The sequence below is a fragment of the Pedobacter sp. MC2016-24 genome, from assembly GCF_015223055.1.
In the GTDB taxonomy this organism is placed as follows: Bacteria; Bacteroidota; Bacteroidia; order Sphingobacteriales; family Sphingobacteriaceae; genus Pedobacter.
The window spans coordinates 202,475-217,653 of the sequence record NZ_JADFBX010000003.1 but is presented as its reverse complement, the minus strand read 5'-3'; the positions used below and the strand labels follow the sequence as shown (position 1 = coordinate 217,653).

The 15,179-nt window shown below is 36.0% G+C and carries 25 protein-coding genes and 3 pseudogenes; 5 read left to right on the top strand and 23 right to left on the bottom strand.

Annotation, left to right across the window (positions count from 1 at the left end):
- Positions 1-76: 76 nt before the first annotated feature.
- The gene (locus IM797_RS09340) at positions 77-400 is read right to left on the bottom strand and encodes a ribonuclease E inhibitor RraB (RefSeq protein WP_194126844.1); all 324 of its coding nucleotides are present in this window, start codon (positions 398-400) and stop codon (positions 77-79) included.
- Between the two features lie 53 nt (positions 401-453).
- Positions 454-972, bottom strand: coding sequence for a hypothetical protein (locus IM797_RS09335; protein ID WP_194126843.1), 519 nt, complete (start codon positions 970-972; stop codon positions 454-456).
- 558 nt (positions 973-1,530) lie between these two features.
- On the opposite strand from IM797_RS09335, the gene IM797_RS09330 reads away from it, so the two are divergent.
- The gene (locus tag IM797_RS09330; RefSeq protein ID WP_194126842.1) at positions 1,531-2,064 is read left to right on the top strand and encodes a Panacea domain-containing protein; all 534 of its coding nucleotides are present in this window, start codon (positions 1,531-1,533) and stop codon (positions 2,062-2,064) included.
- Between the two features lie 279 nt (positions 2,065-2,343).
- On the opposite strand, the gene IM797_RS09325 is transcribed toward IM797_RS09330, so the two are convergent.
- The gene (locus IM797_RS09325; protein ID WP_194126841.1) at positions 2,344-2,736 is read right to left on the bottom strand and encodes a lipocalin family protein; all 393 of its coding nucleotides are present in this window, start codon (positions 2,734-2,736) and stop codon (positions 2,344-2,346) included.
- Positions 2,737-3,054: 318 nt separating this feature from the next.
- Here IM797_RS09325 and IM797_RS09320 point away from each other — a divergent pair, with 318 nt between their 5' ends.
- Positions 3,055-3,636: a Crp/Fnr family transcriptional regulator gene (locus IM797_RS09320; RefSeq protein ID WP_194126840.1), complete on the top strand. Its 582-nt coding sequence runs from the start codon at positions 3,055-3,057 to the stop codon at positions 3,634-3,636.
- Positions 3,637-3,699: 63 nt separating this feature from the next.
- Complete coding sequence (locus IM797_RS09315) at positions 3,700-4,224, top strand: DinB family protein (RefSeq protein ID WP_194126839.1); 525 nt, start codon at positions 3,700-3,702, stop codon at positions 4,222-4,224.
- Positions 4,225-4,348: 124 nt separating this feature from the next.
- Here IM797_RS09315 and IM797_RS09310 read toward each other — a convergent pair whose 3' ends face one another.
- From IM797_RS09310 to IM797_RS09300, 3 genes are read right to left on the bottom strand one after another with little or no spacing between them, the layout of a single operon-like run.
- Positions 4,349-4,837 carry a hypothetical protein gene (locus IM797_RS09310; RefSeq protein ID WP_194126838.1) on the bottom strand — a complete coding sequence of 163 codons (489 nt, stop codon included), beginning with the start codon at positions 4,835-4,837 and terminating at the stop codon, positions 4,349-4,351.
- On the bottom strand, positions 4,834-5,343 hold the full coding sequence (locus IM797_RS09305; RefSeq protein WP_194126837.1) for a hypothetical protein: 510 nt from the start codon (positions 5,341-5,343) through the stop codon (positions 4,834-4,836). Before IM797_RS09305 ends, IM797_RS09310 begins: the two co-directional genes overlap by 4 nt.
- Positions 5,294-5,569, bottom strand: coding sequence for an RHS repeat-associated core domain-containing protein (locus IM797_RS09300; RefSeq protein WP_194127138.1), 276 nt, complete (start codon positions 5,567-5,569; stop codon positions 5,294-5,296). Before IM797_RS09300 ends, IM797_RS09305 begins: the two co-directional genes overlap by 50 nt.
- Positions 5,570-5,839: 270 nt before the next feature.
- On the opposite strand from IM797_RS09300, the gene IM797_RS09295 reads away from it, so the two are divergent.
- Positions 5,840-6,028: a hypothetical protein gene (locus IM797_RS09295; protein ID WP_194126836.1), complete on the top strand. Its 189-nt coding sequence runs from the start codon at positions 5,840-5,842 to the stop codon at positions 6,026-6,028.
- Positions 6,029-6,076: 48 nt separating this feature from the next.
- On the opposite strand, the gene IM797_RS09290 is transcribed toward IM797_RS09295, so the two are convergent.
- The 17 genes and pseudogenes from IM797_RS09290 to IM797_RS09210 form a co-directional block, all read right to left on the bottom strand.
- A complete protein-coding gene (locus tag IM797_RS09290; protein WP_194126835.1) occupies positions 6,077-6,463 on the bottom strand; it encodes a hypothetical protein in 387 nt (128 codons plus the stop codon).
- A 22-nt stretch (positions 6,464-6,485) separates the two neighbouring features.
- Positions 6,486-6,761: a polymorphic toxin type 24 domain-containing protein gene (locus IM797_RS28670; RefSeq protein ID WP_194126834.1), complete on the bottom strand. Its 276-nt coding sequence runs from the start codon at positions 6,759-6,761 to the stop codon at positions 6,486-6,488.
- Between the two features lie 68 nt (positions 6,762-6,829).
- Positions 6,830-7,033, bottom strand: a complete 204-nt coding sequence (locus IM797_RS09280; RefSeq protein ID WP_194126833.1) for a hypothetical protein — start codon at positions 7,031-7,033, stop codon at positions 6,830-6,832.
- A gap of 59 nt (positions 7,034-7,092) precedes the next feature.
- Positions 7,093-7,236: pseudogene (locus IM797_RS28665) on the bottom strand (RHS repeat-associated core domain-containing protein); the annotation flags it as partial.
- An 11-nt stretch (positions 7,237-7,247) separates the two neighbouring features.
- A complete protein-coding gene (locus IM797_RS09270; protein WP_194126832.1) occupies positions 7,248-7,886 on the bottom strand; it encodes a hypothetical protein in 639 nt (212 codons plus the stop codon).
- A complete protein-coding gene (locus tag IM797_RS09265) occupies positions 7,871-8,977 on the bottom strand; it encodes an RHS repeat-associated core domain-containing protein (RefSeq protein ID WP_228098781.1) in 1,107 nt (368 codons plus the stop codon). The genes IM797_RS09270 and IM797_RS09265 overlap by 16 nt, the downstream gene beginning before the upstream one ends.
- Positions 8,978-9,351: 374 nt before the next feature.
- Positions 9,352-9,687 (bottom strand): DUF1493 family protein, encoded by a 336-nt coding sequence (locus IM797_RS09260; protein WP_194126831.1) that lies wholly within the window; start codon positions 9,685-9,687, stop codon positions 9,352-9,354.
- 6 nt (positions 9,688-9,693) lie between these two features.
- A complete protein-coding gene (locus IM797_RS09255) occupies positions 9,694-10,365 on the bottom strand; it encodes a hypothetical protein (protein ID WP_194126830.1) in 672 nt (223 codons plus the stop codon).
- Between the two features lie 81 nt (positions 10,366-10,446).
- On the bottom strand, positions 10,447-10,806 hold the full coding sequence (locus tag IM797_RS09250) for a hypothetical protein (RefSeq protein WP_194126829.1): 360 nt from the start codon (positions 10,804-10,806) through the stop codon (positions 10,447-10,449).
- Positions 10,793-11,428 (bottom strand): polymorphic toxin type 44 domain-containing protein, encoded by a 636-nt coding sequence (locus IM797_RS09245; RefSeq protein WP_194127160.1) that lies wholly within the window; start codon positions 11,426-11,428, stop codon positions 10,793-10,795. Before IM797_RS09245 ends, IM797_RS09250 begins: the two co-directional genes overlap by 14 nt.
- A pseudogene (locus tag IM797_RS09240) lies at positions 11,420-11,563 on the bottom strand (RHS repeat-associated core domain-containing protein); the annotation flags it as partial. The pseudogene IM797_RS09240 and the gene IM797_RS09245, both read right to left, overlap by 9 nt.
- Before the next feature lie 13 nt (positions 11,564-11,576).
- Entirely contained in the window at positions 11,577-12,125 is a 549-nt protein-coding gene (locus IM797_RS09235; protein ID WP_194126828.1) for a hypothetical protein, read from the bottom strand.
- 91 nt (positions 12,126-12,216) lie between these two features.
- The gene (locus tag IM797_RS09230) at positions 12,217-12,465 is read right to left on the bottom strand and encodes a hypothetical protein (RefSeq protein WP_194126827.1); all 249 of its coding nucleotides are present in this window, start codon (positions 12,463-12,465) and stop codon (positions 12,217-12,219) included.
- Positions 12,466-12,616: 151 nt separating this feature from the next.
- Positions 12,617-12,979, bottom strand: coding sequence for a hypothetical protein (locus IM797_RS09225; protein ID WP_194126826.1), 363 nt, complete (start codon positions 12,977-12,979; stop codon positions 12,617-12,619).
- 10 nt (positions 12,980-12,989) lie between these two features.
- A complete protein-coding gene (locus IM797_RS09220) occupies positions 12,990-13,322 on the bottom strand; it encodes a hypothetical protein (RefSeq protein WP_194126825.1) in 333 nt (110 codons plus the stop codon).
- 205 nt (positions 13,323-13,527) lie between these two features.
- Entirely contained in the window at positions 13,528-13,995 is a 468-nt protein-coding gene (locus tag IM797_RS09215; protein WP_194126824.1) for a hypothetical protein, read from the bottom strand.
- Positions 13,996-14,210: 215 nt separating this feature from the next.
- Positions 14,211-14,336: pseudogene (locus tag IM797_RS09210) on the bottom strand (RHS repeat domain-containing protein); the annotation flags it as partial.
- Between the two features lie 328 nt (positions 14,337-14,664).
- On the opposite strand from IM797_RS09210, the gene IM797_RS09205 reads away from it, so the two are divergent.
- Positions 14,665-15,141 (top strand): hypothetical protein, encoded by a 477-nt coding sequence (locus IM797_RS09205; RefSeq protein WP_194126823.1) that lies wholly within the window; start codon positions 14,665-14,667, stop codon positions 15,139-15,141.
- Positions 15,142-15,179 lie beyond the last annotated feature (38 nt).

Below are 15,179 nucleotides of genomic sequence, written 5' to 3'. Positions count from 1 at the left end.
TATTTGTTTATCTGTGGGTACCCGAAACACAACTTGCAGATATAAAAGCAAACCCCTTGGGGCAACTCATTAAGGATTACAGTTTTTCAACATCCCATCCATCATATAATTTAACATCACAATAACCTGCCAATTCATTAAATGCAATATTTCTTTTATGTAACTTCTCAGGAGTTAAAATATCAATTTTACTAACTTTTAGGGTCCATTCATTTCCATCATTCTTTTCAAAATTTTCAACCTTATAATCGTGTTGTTCCATTTCCCCATATAACTTTTCTAAGTGCTTTTTTTTGTCATCTATAAAATAAAAACTCCATTTTAACGAACTTTTTGTATCAAATCCATCCTCACTCATTTTTATAAAAATACCTTTTAATTGCTTTAAGTCAGCTTGCATATTGATTAAAAATTATTTCCTTTAAGCCATATAGATCCTTTTTCAACTTCATATTAGTTTTTTCGTTCAAATAGGCACGATATTCCTCTTGTATCATCCCAATCCATCATGTCATGATCCTCATAATACGACGCAATTACCCTTATATCATGTAACCGTGGCTTCTTTTTGAACCCAAGCATTTTAAGGTAATCCCAATATTGCTTCTCATCGCTAAACCCTTCCTCAATTTTGCGAGATGGCGAAACGACCCACCAGGATTCCTTTATCTCAACGCCCATCATCAACGTACTACCAGTATGCACTAAAATAAACCCGTTAAAAACAGTCGCTTTCCTGATATGACTAAGCATTGAATCTCCACCTTTCAATGCCTTTAAATTCATTACCCACCCGTTCTCTTCGTTGACTATCACTCCCTCATATGGCTTTATAAAAGGTATTCGAGCAGAATCCCATTCCCCATGTTCAGTATAAAATCCGTCCACCTTATGCTTACTATTTTCGCTACATGCCGACAATGATGCGATCAACAAAGACAATCTAAAGACTTTAAAAAGTTGTGTTATCATTTTGTTATTGTTTCGTTCCATCTTACTTCAACCTTCATGTCTTCATTTCCATGAAACACATTAACCCAGATTGGTTCTAAAACACCACTAATTACATTATACACGGGTTCTCGTCCCCCCTGTTGCCGTATATCAAAGATATCATTATTACTATAATTTATATTGGCGAAGATGAGATTGCCCTCTTACCGGAGCTCAGATTTTCAAGTTCGAAAATCGCGACCCCCCCCATCTAGCAACAGGATAGGGGTTTTATTTCCATATCAAGGAAACAATTCTACCTTTTAATTCAGTTGCCGTTAATATAGTATAAGATAAACGAATATCAATTGTTTATCTTATTGAAATTTTGCATATTCTTATAGACAACTGGCTCGGTGTTTGTAAGTGATATAATGTGAATAATTAACCTTTCGAGAAGACACTTAATAGAGGGGGAATTACAATTTTATCGATAGCTTTATGCAGGCAGTAAACAATAAAACTAATATTTTTAGTAATTTGCTTGTTTGGTTAATTGTTTTTTAGTATATTTGTAATTATTTTTGATAACAATATATGATTTCATATCAATTCGATAAAGAAAAGGCTATAAATGCATTACTGTTTATTTCACAAAATATATGTGATGATAATGGCTATGCAGATAAATACGCTACTTTAAAGATCTTATATTTTACCGAGAAGAAACATCTTGCCAATTATGGCAGGCTAATTACAGATGATAAATTTGCAGCACTTAAGTTTGGTCCGGTTCCATCGAGTAGCTATGATATTCTTGACTACAACGTAGATAATTTCACCCAGATCAACCGGAGTGTGGTTAAGCCAATTGGTCAACTTAACCTGAAAAAGCTTTCTAAAAGTGATGTGAACTGTCTAACCGAAGCTATTCAGGAAAATAAAGGTCTAGGATTTACTGCATTGAAGCGCAAGTCACACGACGAGGCTTATCATAAGGCATTTGACAACAGTTTTCAATGGATGTCGCTTGAGGATATTGCAACGCAAGAGGGTGTTGACGAAAATATCCTTGGATATATCAAGGAGCATTATGAAATGCAAAACTTTGCTAAATGTCTTCAGGCCTAGGAAATCTTTTTCCCGAAGGGTTTTTTCCCTTTTTTACAAAATGGTATCTGTTTCAGACTGAGCTTGCTGTAAAGTGTCGGAATGGCGAGGGTGATCAGCTCTGAAGCCTGTTTTATGTTCAAGAAGTCCTGGTCAGGGAGAGTGTTGGTTATTCTAATTGAACTTTCGCAAATCTCTTAATCGGCACTTTGACCAAAAGAAAAAAAGTGTAGGCATAGGAATTCCAAAGAAAAAAGTAATTTTTTCATCATTGAAAAGCGTTTTAAGTGAAAGATTTAATTATTTAAGTTTTTTAAAAACATAATAGCAGCCCTCATCACAAACGAAAGGGATCTGAGTTAGCAGCAAAGTTTCTGAGTTTTCGAAACTAAATTTATATTGGAAGTTTTTATCTGCTGCACTGCAAGGAACGCTCACATTAAGCTTGTTATTTTCGACTGAATAGGTACCCTCGCAATGAAATGTAATATCTGTAAAATTACCATTTGTTTTGAACACAATAGTCTTTCCATTGTCATAGGTGGTAACCTTACCAGCAACTGGAGCACCGATTTCCACCAGCTTGATCAACTGCCACTTTCCGGCAAGTGTGGGTTCCTGAACGATGTCTTCTTTTTGGCCACATGCTGTTAGAGAGACTATAAGACATAGCAGAATGATTAGATTTTTCATGAGCGTATAATTTTAAGTTGTTTTTTTAATTAAAGCAAAACTTATGATCTATAATTGGTTGAGTTGCTTTACCAGAAATCGTGTAATAAAAAACTAACATTTGACTTGATTCGACCCTAGTGGCAGCATTAACGTATTTTTGCGCAATAGGAAACAAGAATTATATTTGGCAATTAGTTATCAACGATAATTACGTTATTAGAAGATATGAAAAATTATAACCTAGTGCAACCTGTTCGCTTATCTTTAATGCCTATATTTAGTAATCCAGGAAATTGAAATTCAACCGGAAAGATGTTTGAAGTAAAATATTAGCATGTGAACGAGATCAAAGAACATATTCGTTCGACTTTTAAAATAAGTGAGGAAGAAGCGAATATTTTTCTTTCTGAGTTCTCAAAAGTTGAATTGAACAAAAATGATGTTTTCGCCGAAAAAGGAAAAATCTGCCACGAGATTGGCCTAATTAAAAAAGGCTTAATGAAGTGTGTATATCATAAAAACGGAAATGAGGTGGTTTTTGAATTTGCCTACGAGAATAGTTTTATTGCTGATTATTTTAGTTTCGTAACTAAAATCTCTTCTGCAAAAGAAATTCGATGCTTGGAAGATACTACTCTTTATGTAATCAACAGGCAACGGTTAGAAAAACTGGCAGGAGCATATCCATTTATACAAGGCATAAGTAGAAAAATGAATGAGAATCTGTTTTTAAGAACTCACAATAGGTTAACGTCTTTTCTATTACAAACTCCCTTAGAACGATATCAAAGTCTAATAATAGAACGACAGGATCTGGCTCAGCGTATTCCTCAATATCTTATTGCTTCTTATCTTAATGTAAAGCCGGAAACTGTCAGTAGGATAAGAAAAAGAATTGCGTCACAAGGGATTTATTGATCATAATCAATGACTTGTCGTTTTTAACATATTAGCTTTGTTGCCGGATATACGAAACATTACATGAATCAGGTAGAAATTTTACTAGAGCAAACCAAGGGTGCTTATGATTGGACTAATCAATTACTTAATTCTATTCCTCACAAGACTTGGGATACTACTCCTGCCATAATTGAAAGCAACGTTAGCTGGCAAGTTGGTCATCTGATCGTGAGTTTATATTATCATTCTATAATGGTAATTGCCGGTCATAACATGTATATTCTTGGGAAGATACCTTTAAAAGAATATGATATACTTTTCACGGCTGGAGAACCAGACAAAGTAGTTGGAAAGATAAATCCAAAGGTACTTCAAGAACAATTGAATTTAATGGAGCTAAAATCACTTGAAATAATTCAATCTCTATCTAAGAATGATCTTGAAGACAAACTGGTACCAACGCCGATCTCCCATCCAATTGCAAAAACTAAATTTGAAGCGCTTGACTGGAACATAAAACATACAATGTGGCACTGTGGCCAATTGGGTTTATTAAAACGAGTTGTTCACGAACGATATGATTTCGGATTGAATAAGGTCAAATAAGTGTTTTACATACCCTGAATTAGTGTCGAAAGCAAAAAACCTCTGCATTAATATTGATGCAGATTTAGTTGCAAAACCAAAATACGCTGACTCTTTATTAAGTTTTAACTTAAAATAACCCGTCTTAATCTAAAGCGTCCCAATCCATCATGTCATGATCCTCATAATACGACGCAATTACCCTTATATCATGTAACCGTGGCTTCTTTTTGAACCCAAGCGTTTTAAGGTAATCCCAATATTGCTTCTCATCGCTAAACCCTTCCTCAATTTTGCGAGATGGCGAAACGACCCACCAGGATTCTTTTATCTCAACGCCCATCATCAACGTACTACCAGTATATGCTAGAATAAAGCCATTCTCAACAGCAGCTTTCTTTATATTAAAAAATGAGGATGTTCCTCCATCTAATGCTTCCAAACTCATGCCCCACCCGTGCTTTTCATCAACTATCAAAGCTTCATATGGTTTAATAAACGGTATTCGGGCAGAATCCCATTCCCCATGTTCAGTATAAAATTCATCGACCTCACGCTTACTATTTTGACTACATGCCAACAATGACCCAAGCAGCAAAAACAATCCAAAGACTTTAAAAAGTTGTGTTATCATTTTGTTATTGTTTCGTTCCATCTTACTTCGACCTTCATGTCTTCATTTCCGTGAAAGAAATTAACCCATATTGGCTCTAAAACGCCATTAATCACATTATATGCAGTTCCTCGTCCCCCCTGCTGCTTTATATCAAAAGTATCATCAATGCTGTAATTTATAGTAGTTGTACCATTCGATTCAACAAAATCAGCATTTATATAAGCTCCTCGAATCGAAAGCCTCAATTCAATATCACCTTCAAGTGAAAAAAATTTGTCACCACCAAGCTTAAATACGTCAAGACGTTTTTTAAGCAAAGGATTCATCTTATATTGAGCAATTATCTTCTTACGCCACGCTTGGAACGCTGGATCTTTCTTCACTCGATTTATTAAATCTCCTTTAACAACTGATGCCTGAGTGTTTCGACGGGTTGCATTATATGCCAGATCGATAAAGTTACCAGCCGAATATTTATCCTTTCTGATCTGTCCAATCAGTAAACATTTTAAGCGTGTTATCAAGCTTCGGAAATAAAGGTGACATAACAGCAAGTGCTTTAGATCCATTTATCACCACTTCTTTCAAATAGTGTATTGCATTTAAGGAATCAAGCCCAAATTTATCTAGATACAGTATTGGATTATTAACACAATAAGTGTAGGGTGATATGTTTGACCTTAAATCTGCTATTGGATCCACCACATTCCACCTCCCAATTACCGGGTCATAGAATCTTGCGCAACTTATTTAAAGTTAACCGGATTCGCTGGCAGCTAGTTTTCAGCTTTATAAAGAACGTTCCTTTAGCCTAAAGTTAGTTTTTTGTTTGGGTTTTACAAAGGCCGTTGGTGCGTTGATTTTTCGGCTTTACTGGTAGGAAGATCATCTGTAACAGCAAACATAGCCTCCCCGAACCTCTATTCTCATTGGTGCATTACAAGGAGCCCTGATGGAGCAAGTTTATGTTTTTGCTATACAAAAACTACTTTTACTACTCCCGTTGGTTGCTTTGGGGGGTTGGACATAACCACTGATTTCCTGATGATGGGTAGCCAGGATGAAATGGTTTCCGCCCAGTTTGCCGATAAGGAACTCTTAAAACAGTTTAGGGAAGTGGAGCTCTTAAGCCATGAGGACAAGCACCTGGTCAAGACCTTCATTGACGCTTTTATCACAAAAAAACATAATCAGCAACTCGCTAAATAATAAAAGCCAGGCGTATGACCTGGCTTTTATTATTTACAATACTTGACGTTAGGAAGTCACAAAGAAAACAGTTCTCGCAAAAAGCTCTATGGTATATCCACTATAAAATTCTATGTAGTAATAATTTCTAGAATCATCAGTCACTTCACGTAGGACATTGCTGTCTTCATATCTACCACGATATATGCTGTCGATAGTTGTTATATCTTTATTAACATCTGTCAAATTCAAGAACATATAGTTCACTGTAACACCTTTAAAAGTCAGTTTCACTTCTTTATCAGAGGATTTAAGTGATAATGTAAGTTCATGATCTTTCGAGAAGAGAATTGAATAGCAATCATAATCATTATGAAGATCAAAATGTACATCGTCAATATCTATTTCCAATAGGCTCTTAAATAATTCAGTTGTAACGATTTCTATTTCTCTCATTGCTGTTTTTCCAAAAATTTCCTTATTGCTCTATTTCTTGCTGAGTTACAGGCTGAGCATGTTTAGTTTCCCTAGTAATACTTTTTTGCACACCATTTACCATATTCTTAATATAGACTTGGGAATATGGCATTGGGACACCTCCATGGCTTTTACCAGCCAAATTATATCTAATCTGCTTATCCACAGTACGAATAGTAACAGAGTTTTTCCCTCCATTAAGATCTTTTGATATATTTAAAGCTTGCTTCTCTAATGAAACACCTTCTTTAATTGCCTGTACTCCTTCACTTACCACTTTACCTTCCTGTCACGTTTTGGCAAATAGCGTACCAGTTGCGCCTTTGGCAAGAGAACCACTGAAAGCTAAAGCATTTGCACCATCACCCAAATGACCAAGGCATCGTTTAAACCACCTTCACTAGGAACTTGAGCCATACCATATCCCATCGTACCACCCTCACTGTCCACGGATTGCCATTTCATTCCGGGAGCAGCTTTATTGATCCCTAAAGCATCCCCGGCAGCAGCTACAAGTGTTCTGATACCATGTACCCCAGCTCTAATCACCCCCTATAGCCATTCCGGTTTGCCACCCCGATTAGATCATCATCGTCACCAGGACCATCTGGCCACATCCCATCAGGATCTGTAAACTTTATTGGATTGTTGAATGCATATGTATATGGTGACCACCTTCTACCCTTCTCCGCCAACGGATCCACCACATTCCACCTCCCAATCACCAGATCATAGAACCTTGCGCCATAATCTAACGCCCTTATTAATCGTTACTTGTATCGTATGTAGCCAGGATCTTATTAAGGTAATCTTTAGCAAGATCCTTATTGACTAACGGATACGGCGTATAGGACTTATTCTTAGGGTCATACGCCACCAATTCCGACGATTTGAGAATTAATAAATGTGTAGGTCTTGTATCAATCAATTTCCCTTTTAAAAACAACCACGTTGTCTGTGCCTTCTTATCAACAATTAATGAGTCTATCTCCGAGCCTTTAGTTTCTGAATACTTATTGTGTATTTCGTAGCTATAGTGAATTGAATACTGACCAATACGATAAGGATTTGATCTATTAGTTTTGAACCATGGCAAAAACATCTCAAGATCACTTTGTCCGACAAAATATGTGACCTGTAGTGTGTCATTTTTTATTGATGTTACTAGGAAAATACCCATCGGGGTTATGATTGAGTTTTGCAATTGACTCCCCTTTTTATCAAAAAGTTGAACTGAAGGAGCGCCTTCGCCGCTCGTACGTCTTATGCGGATGATATCTTTGTCGACTGGACACACCTGATAAAATACATTAGGACCTTCTAACTCGTTAAAATTCGGATTTCCACACCCTACAACAAATAAACATAACAATAGAAATAACATATTTATTTTAGATCCCATATTTTTTTACGATTTAATATCATGCCTTGAGATGTGGTTACATTCTCGTATCCTAAACGTTGGAAAAAGTTTGAGCCCGGGTCTTCTCCAAATGCCGGCGCGCCTCTTTTCCGAGCTTCATTCTGCCAATGGGAACTTCTGAAAACTATACCTAATTTACTATTACCCGACAAATTAAATCCTCCAGCGGTTAGCATAAAATCCATTTTAGATTGCCCAGTAATAGCAGCAGCACGACCTGCGGCAAAATTACCAACATCTCTGGCTGATACATATATGCCCTCTGAGATCTGAGATCCGGCATACAGGCCACCACCATTTTGAGTTTTATAATCATATATATCATTACCACCACCATTGATCGCATAATGCATCCTACCTAAATAATTGCCAAGATTATCCGCTGCACCTTCAATAGCTTTGCTGAAGCGATCAAGCCAACCGGTAGCTTGAGATGACCCAAAATCTATCTTCCCAGCAGCTTTTCCACTTCCATCAAATTCAGTAAAAGAATCCCACATTAAGGTTTCCCCCATTTTTTCACCGCCTCGTGAAGTACTTGTCTGTGGTAACTGATCTATATCTGCCGTTGTCTTCGCATCCTCATGTTTATAAACTCCCAAATCTCCATCATTATAAACAGCAAGTACATTACCAAATGTATCTGTATGGGTTGACGTTCCTTTCATCCCAGTAGGGTCAATAAATCTCAACGGATTATTGAAGACATAAGCATAGGGACTAGTCTTTCTATCAGTTTCTGAAAGCGGATCAATCACATTCCACCTTCCAATCGCTGGATCATATAACCTTGCGCCGTAATCAAGCTGTCCCAGCTCTTCTTGCAACTCCTTGCCGTTATAAAGATATTTATTTGCAAGCCATTTTCCAAAGGCATAATAGTCGTCACTTCGCAACGAAGTAAGCGCACGTGTCGTTGGATGTCGATTAAATGTGTAACGAACGTTACCAAAATGAAACCTGATCAACCAACTCGATGAGGAAGACCGCAATGAAGTGTTTAAAATCTTTGACACCATGCTCAACAAAAAGAAGTTCAAAGATGTTTTTAACATTCCAAGATCGAGCAAAGCGAAACAGTAAAAGAAGAAACACTTGGCAAGGTTACAACGGCTTTAGGCGTTATACCCCAGGCCATCAAAAGCTTTAGCGAAGATGCCATTATCAACTACTTCCATGATCAGAGTTATTTCAACCACCAGTGCACCTTTAACCCGCTGGATAAGGTAATGGAACTTTATGAACGTCTGTTACAAGCCGAAAGGGAAAAGAACGAACTCTTAAAAGGCAGTAAGTAGCCCTCTGCAGCAGAAACCGAGTTGCGACGGTTTCTTTTCTCCTTCGCTCCTAAGCGAAGGCAAGTAGGTTTTTGGGTACCCAAAAACACAACTTGAAGATTACAAAACAACAATAGGCTGCATAAACACATATGCAGCCTATCATTCTAAGAATTTATCACCTCTTCATCTAATCTTCCTGCTAAAATAGCCTTATAAAGATGCCCAACAGTTAGTGCTTTTTTCGAGGCTTTTTTTTCTTTCTTAAAGATTCCTATTAAAGAATTCAAAACATTAAGACCTTCTCCATTAAAATAGTCTGCCGCCATGAAATTAGATATATTTACATTATAATATTTTCCATAAGCAATAATAAACTCAACTGCATCATCGCCATAGACACCTAGATCATCTTCTAATCTTGTCTCCATATTTATATCAATATCATTTACAAAGGTCTTCTCTTTTACAAACTGAAAAAGATCCGGTTTTTCTATATTCATAACTATCTATTTTACATACATCCAACCTGTTTCAGGGTTTGAACGCAAGTTATAATAATCTCCAGCTCCCATACTAAAAGCCTTAAACCCTGCTCCAATCGCCTCTCTATTATCCCATGCATCTTTAGCCATTATTGCCCCTCCAACATAAGGCACCAAACGGCCTAGAAACCTACCTAATACAGCAGTACCAGCTTTTTTTGCTAATTTTTTACTGACTACACCTATTAGCTTTCTTTCACCTTGTTTAAGAGCAGGAATATTTTGGGGAAAGACTTTAGATAAAGTCCAGGACGCTACTGAAGAACCACTTTTTGATCCAAGTGCTCCAACAGGCTTTAAATAATCGATCTTCTGTCCTAATAAAAATAAACTTGGCCCCCAAGGATTAATGCCTTTGTCACCGGTAATTGTAACTTCTTTCAATTGATTTGCTTTAGTTGTATCAAGTCCCAAAGGATCAATATAGCTAAGAGGATTATTCAATACATAAGCATAAGGACTTGAATTATAATGAACCGCTGAATTCCCTGCCGTTATCATATTACGCGGCCCCAAGAAACTGAAATATCTACTCGCATTTGCTCTACCTTCAGCTGCATCCACATCATATCCCTCATTCGAAGCTTCCTGAGCATAAGCATCATCGTACGCACTCCAACATTCGTCCTCTTGCAACGGGTCTGGAACATTCCACCTTCCAATCACCGGATCATAGAACCTTGCCCCGTAATCAAATTGCGTTTGTAACTATCATTATCAATCAAGTTTTAGGTAAACAGTATCTTGGATCTTATCATTCAAATGCTTATTCTTCAAAATCAATCGTAACATATTACCTTTAATATTATAAGAGACAACTGTATCATATCTTTCATAGTTATAGATTACAGACTCTGTCTCACCCTCAATTTTTTTCACCTGAATAAAATCTTGACTTGTCGCATTTGAAGGCACAAAAGATACTCTGAGTCTATAATCCCTATGAGGAACAGCAATTTCAGTTAACTGAGAGTTTGATTCATTAAACAAGCTAAATGTAGAAACTTCATAAACAACGAATAAAAATATCACAACAGCAACAACTGACAAGATTACAATTCCTTTATTTTCTTTCATAATATTTAAATCCAGCTTTAATCCATTTTTGATCTCTTGGATCGTCACCATAAGGTGGAAACATTACAATGATTGTCGTTGGAGTACCACTACCACCTACAATTACTCTTCTTTGCTGCTTTTGCCATTCAGGCTTCGAAGTTCCTGCAGCCATCTGTGCTGCGCCAGCTTGTTCCAGCATAAATTCCTCTGTAAATGTGTGATTCGCTTTACCTACTACACCAAAATGATGATTCCCGATATCCTGAGCTTCCATAATATTTGCTTCAAACTTAAATGAAGTCTTTCCATCGTTACCTAATCCAAAGATACTTTCCTTATCATTCTTTAAATCCCAATCACCTCTACCTCGAACTTTTTCTCTAAACTGTAATATGTTTAAATCTGCAGATTCTCGAGCATTTTTATCTACCAAATTTTTATAAATCTCATTAACATCAATTGTACCACCAAGCTCTCCAATCTTTTTACCACCAGCAGCAGTATTAGTTTTAGAATCATAATCCTTCTTATAATCTTTAGATGAATTAGCTCCTTGATGAACATAAACTCCATTGTCACCATCTTCATAATTTCCAAGAACTTTTCCAAACTCATCAATATGCACCGATTCGGGGCCCATCCCATCCGGATCAGTAAACCTAATCGGATTATTGAAAGAATAATTATAAGGACTATGCCTTCTCATCTGCTCCGCAAGAGGATCAACCACGTTCCATCTCCCAATCACCGGGTCATAGAACCTTGCGCCATAATCTAACACCTTTATCCTAAAGGCTATCTAATTCATTCTCATTTAACTTCTTAATTAAATAATTAGTTCTTAATAAAACGCTACCAGCCGAATTTTGAATTATAACGACACCAAACTTAGGATCAAAATAATAAGCAAGTTTATGGGATTGAAAAATCTTAATAGGTTTGAAAAACAACTTGTGTAAAATTTTACCTTGAATGGTAATCTGTTTATCGAACACAACTTCGTAAGCACCGTCCCTTAAATAAACTACACCTCCCTTTCTTCTATAAGAATCATAAAATAATTTCCATTTTTTATTATTCTTATAGTACCATTTTTGATTGACAATTCTATACGAAATGGATTTATTATTATCAAACGTGAATAATCTAGTTTCTTTAAATTGAGAGTCATTCATATAAGTTCTTACTGTTGAGAAATTTTGCAACTTACCAAAAGCAGGACTAGTTTCGTTCTTTGCTGAAACATCACTAGTCTCATAATAATATCTTACAACTTTTTGGGCTAAACAACATTTGAATATAACTGTAAAAACACATAATAATTTGAATATTTTCATTACTTCCTCCTATATATTAACTTTGATAATTCCGAATCATATTTATCCTTTTCTTGCCTATAAGTACTTTTATTCATTTCCATACGATCGTTTATATACTTTTGAAGTCTTTGGAATCTTGTTGTCCTGAAAAAGACAATGTAGTAATATCTTTATCACTTAAACCAAGACCGTTGTCCTTGTTATATTCCTGTAAAATATTAACCAAATCACCTTCAAGTGAAAAAAATTTGTCACCACCAAGCTTAAATAAGTCAAGACGTTTTTTAAGCAAAGGATTCATCTTATATTGAGCAATTATCTTCTTACGCCACGCTTGGAACGCTGGATCTTTCTTCACTCGATTTAATAAATCTCCTTTAACAACTGATGCCTGAGTGTTTCGACGGGTTGCATTATATGCCAGATCGATAAAGTTCCCAGCCGGATATTTATCCTTGTGTTACACTCCCATTTAGGACATATTCGGTGCTTAATTTCCATACTCCAGCTCAGTAAATATATCCCTCTATATTTTCAGACAAAACAAAATCACCATCATTTTCTGAGACTTCATTCATAGAATTTACTTCTGGATCAAAACTTAGATAATAAAGCCCATTAGATCTTAAAAATTTATATTCCTCGACGTTATAAAATAAATAATCCGAATTATGATAAAACGAATACTCTCTGATACCTGAAAAGATCAATTTTAAAAATTCATTTTCATTATATAATATCCGTAAATCGATCTCTAATAACAAATTAGAATCTTTTAAAAAGATATTAATCCTATCAACTTTTGAACTTAAAATACTAACCTCAGTACTTAAAGCTTCAAATAAAATTTCATTTCGTCCAATATTTATCATCAATTAGGTATTAAATTTCTCTTTTTTCTTGTCTCTTCTTATCGTTTTCAAGTTCATCAGGCTTAGGCTTCCTACCACCTTGTTTTTCTCTTGCATCAGGATTATTCGGATTAGGTTTAGGTTTATAATCATGCATATGATCATCTCTCTCATTTACAGGCGTATGTCTTTTATTGTATTCTTTTGCAACCTCTTCATTAGGACCGTACACTTTAGTTGTTGTTCCAGAATCATTTGTCTGAGTAGTAATTGGCTCATGAATGATGTTAATCAGTATAATAGAGATCGTAATTATTCTGTTCAGGATTGTTAAAACTGAAAATACAGAAAATAAACCTAACACAAATAATGAGGGTAAAAGAAGAAAGAATCGTTTGCCAGATAAAGGCAGTAACAGTCCCCGAAATTGGGGTGCTCTGCCATCTTATCCACCACATTCCACCTTCCAATCACCGGATCATAAAACCTTGCACCATAATCTAACAGTGTTTCAACCAATATGATCTAAACCTTCGCCCTATCTGCTTGATACTTCTTTTTTTGTTAAATTAACTGACACTCTCAAAGAGTTTTTTTCGTAAAAGGCACCTAGCCCGACTGTATTCCTTTGTCCAATCATCAAAGTTGTTTTTTGCATGTTTTCTTTTACTAAAATTCAGTAAATTAATCAAAATAACTGAATCTAGTTCGGCATTTTGATACCCTATATACTGACGATTATATTGTCGTAATTTCTTTTTTAGCTTCCGTGGTTCATACATACCAAACATATTAATGTATTTTACATCAGATGCATTACTTAGTAAAAATGACTCTGCCTTCTTCACATCTGCAAGAGATGGAGTAAAGTGCTTTTTCGCCTCTTTTATATCAATAGGGAGCTTGTAATCAAATGGAAATATAACTCCTTCTCCTACATACCAATTCTTCAAACAGAAAGGAGTGTTAGTCTGACCAGATGCTTTTAGGCCAACGAGTGTTATTAGTCCGATAAAAATGAATCTTATAATTCTCATTTTGTTGCTTTTTTACTGCTCTATAATAATAAGGAAATATTCCTATCCCCAATTTCTCAGAATAATTCGGGCTATGCCTTGTAAGGGCAGAAGAACTCGACCGATGCCAGTTCTGTTGTCTATTCCATTAGCTTCATCAAGAGTAATATGACCATCGTAGTTATGTCGATCCTTTAAATGATTATAGTTATAAGAAAATCTGGCCTTGCAGCTCTGCCATCTGGATCTATCATGATTATAGGGTTATTATTACCATAAACGCAAGGTGAAAACCTTCTGCTCTTCTCCGCCAACGGATCAATCACATTCCACCTCCCAATTACCGGGTCATAGAATCTTGCGCAACTTATTTACTGTTAACCGGATTCGCTGGCAGCTAGTTTTCAGCTTTATAAAGAACGTTCCTTTAGCCTAAAGTTAGTTTTTTGTTTGGGTTTTACAAAGGCCGTTGGTGCGTTGATTTTTCGGCTTTACTGGTAGGAAGATCATCTGTAACAGCAAAGATAGCCTCCCCGAAGCTCTATTCTCATTGGTGCATTACAAGGAGCCCTGATGGAGCAAGTTTATGTTTTTGCTATACAAAAACTACTTTTACTACTCCCGTTGGTTGCTTTGGGGGGGTGGACACAACAGCCCTAAAATATGCTAACAGAAAATTGAAGATTAATTATGGAAGAGCGTAAAAATATAAAAGCGAAAAATTATGACTTGACATTTTCAAAAGATGAGGAGCAATGGATTGAAAGGGTGGAGAATTTTGGAATATATGAGAGTATTGAATTTACAGTTGACCTTGAACGACAAAGTTTTACAGAAGATAATTGGCTGACTTTATCAGGACTTATTGACTTTCTTGAAATTAACCTAGCAACTTTTGTTGAAAAAAGTATTGAACCATTGACTTCGTTTGCAGTAAAATCAGGATACTTTAACGAAGAACAACTACAATATATCAACTTTGGATTTTTGAATTGGGTTCAAATTGTGGACAATACATTTTCGGCAAATGATTATAATTGGAATTTTGAACTTGAATTTAGCATAAACAACATTGAAAATACCATTGAAAACATTGATGCTTACGGACGTTGGACAATCACGTTTTCAGGAAAAGCTGTGAGTGGAATCAGAAGAATAACTTGGTAGATAAAATGTAAGCTAACACTACGGTAGGGCCTGCAGCA

What these genes read in the sequence shown, in the direction of transcription:
- IM797_RS09325 (WP_194126841.1), bottom strand. Translation starts at nt 2,736, where the DNA reads ATGAAAAATCTAATCATTCTGCTATGTCTTATAGTCTCTCTAACAGCA.
- IM797_RS09225 (WP_194126826.1), bottom strand. Translation starts at nt 12,979, where the DNA reads ATGATAAATATTGGACGAAATGAAATTTTATTTGAAGCTTTAAGTACT.
- IM797_RS09260 (WP_194126831.1), bottom strand. Translation starts at nt 9,687, where the DNA reads ATGAATATAGAAAAACCGGATCTTTTTCAGTTTGTAAAAGAGAAGACC.
- IM797_RS09335 (WP_194126843.1), bottom strand. Translation starts at nt 972, where the DNA reads ATGATAACACAACTTTTTAAAGTCTTTAGATTGTCTTTGTTGATCGCA.
- IM797_RS09290 (WP_194126835.1), bottom strand. Translation starts at nt 6,463, where the DNA reads ATGAGAGAAATAGAAATCGTTACAACTGAATTATTTAAGAGCCTATTG.
- IM797_RS09215 (WP_194126824.1), bottom strand. Translation starts at nt 13,995, where the DNA reads ATGAGAATTATAAGATTCATTTTTATCGGACTAATAACACTCGTTGGC.
- IM797_RS09340 (WP_194126844.1), bottom strand. Translation starts at nt 400, where the DNA reads ATGCAAGCTGACTTAAAGCAATTAAAAGGTATTTTTATAAAAATGAGT.
- IM797_RS09330 (WP_194126842.1), top strand. Translation starts at nt 1,531, where the DNA reads ATGATTTCATATCAATTCGATAAAGAAAAGGCTATAAATGCATTACTG.
- IM797_RS09250 (WP_194126829.1), bottom strand. Translation starts at nt 10,806, where the DNA reads ATGAAAGAAAATAAAGGAATTGTAATCTTGTCAGTTGTTGCTGTTGTG.
- IM797_RS09270 (WP_194126832.1), bottom strand. Translation starts at nt 7,886, where the DNA reads ATGGGATCTAAAATAAATATGTTATTTCTATTGTTATGTTTATTTGTT.
- IM797_RS09315 (WP_194126839.1), top strand. Translation starts at nt 3,700, where the DNA reads ATGAATCAGGTAGAAATTTTACTAGAGCAAACCAAGGGTGCTTATGAT.
- IM797_RS09235 (WP_194126828.1), bottom strand. Translation starts at nt 12,125, where the DNA reads ATGAAAATATTCAAATTATTATGTGTTTTTACAGTTATATTCAAATGT.
- IM797_RS09245 (WP_194127160.1), bottom strand. Translation starts at nt 11,428, where the DNA reads ATGGGCCCCGAATCGGTGCATATTGATGAGTTTGGAAAAGTTCTTGGA.
- IM797_RS09205 (WP_194126823.1), top strand. Translation starts at nt 14,665, where the DNA reads ATGGAAGAGCGTAAAAATATAAAAGCGAAAAATTATGACTTGACATTT.
- IM797_RS09310 (WP_194126838.1), bottom strand. Translation starts at nt 4,837, where the DNA reads ATGATAACACAACTTTTTAAAGTCTTTGGATTGTTTTTGCTGCTTGGG.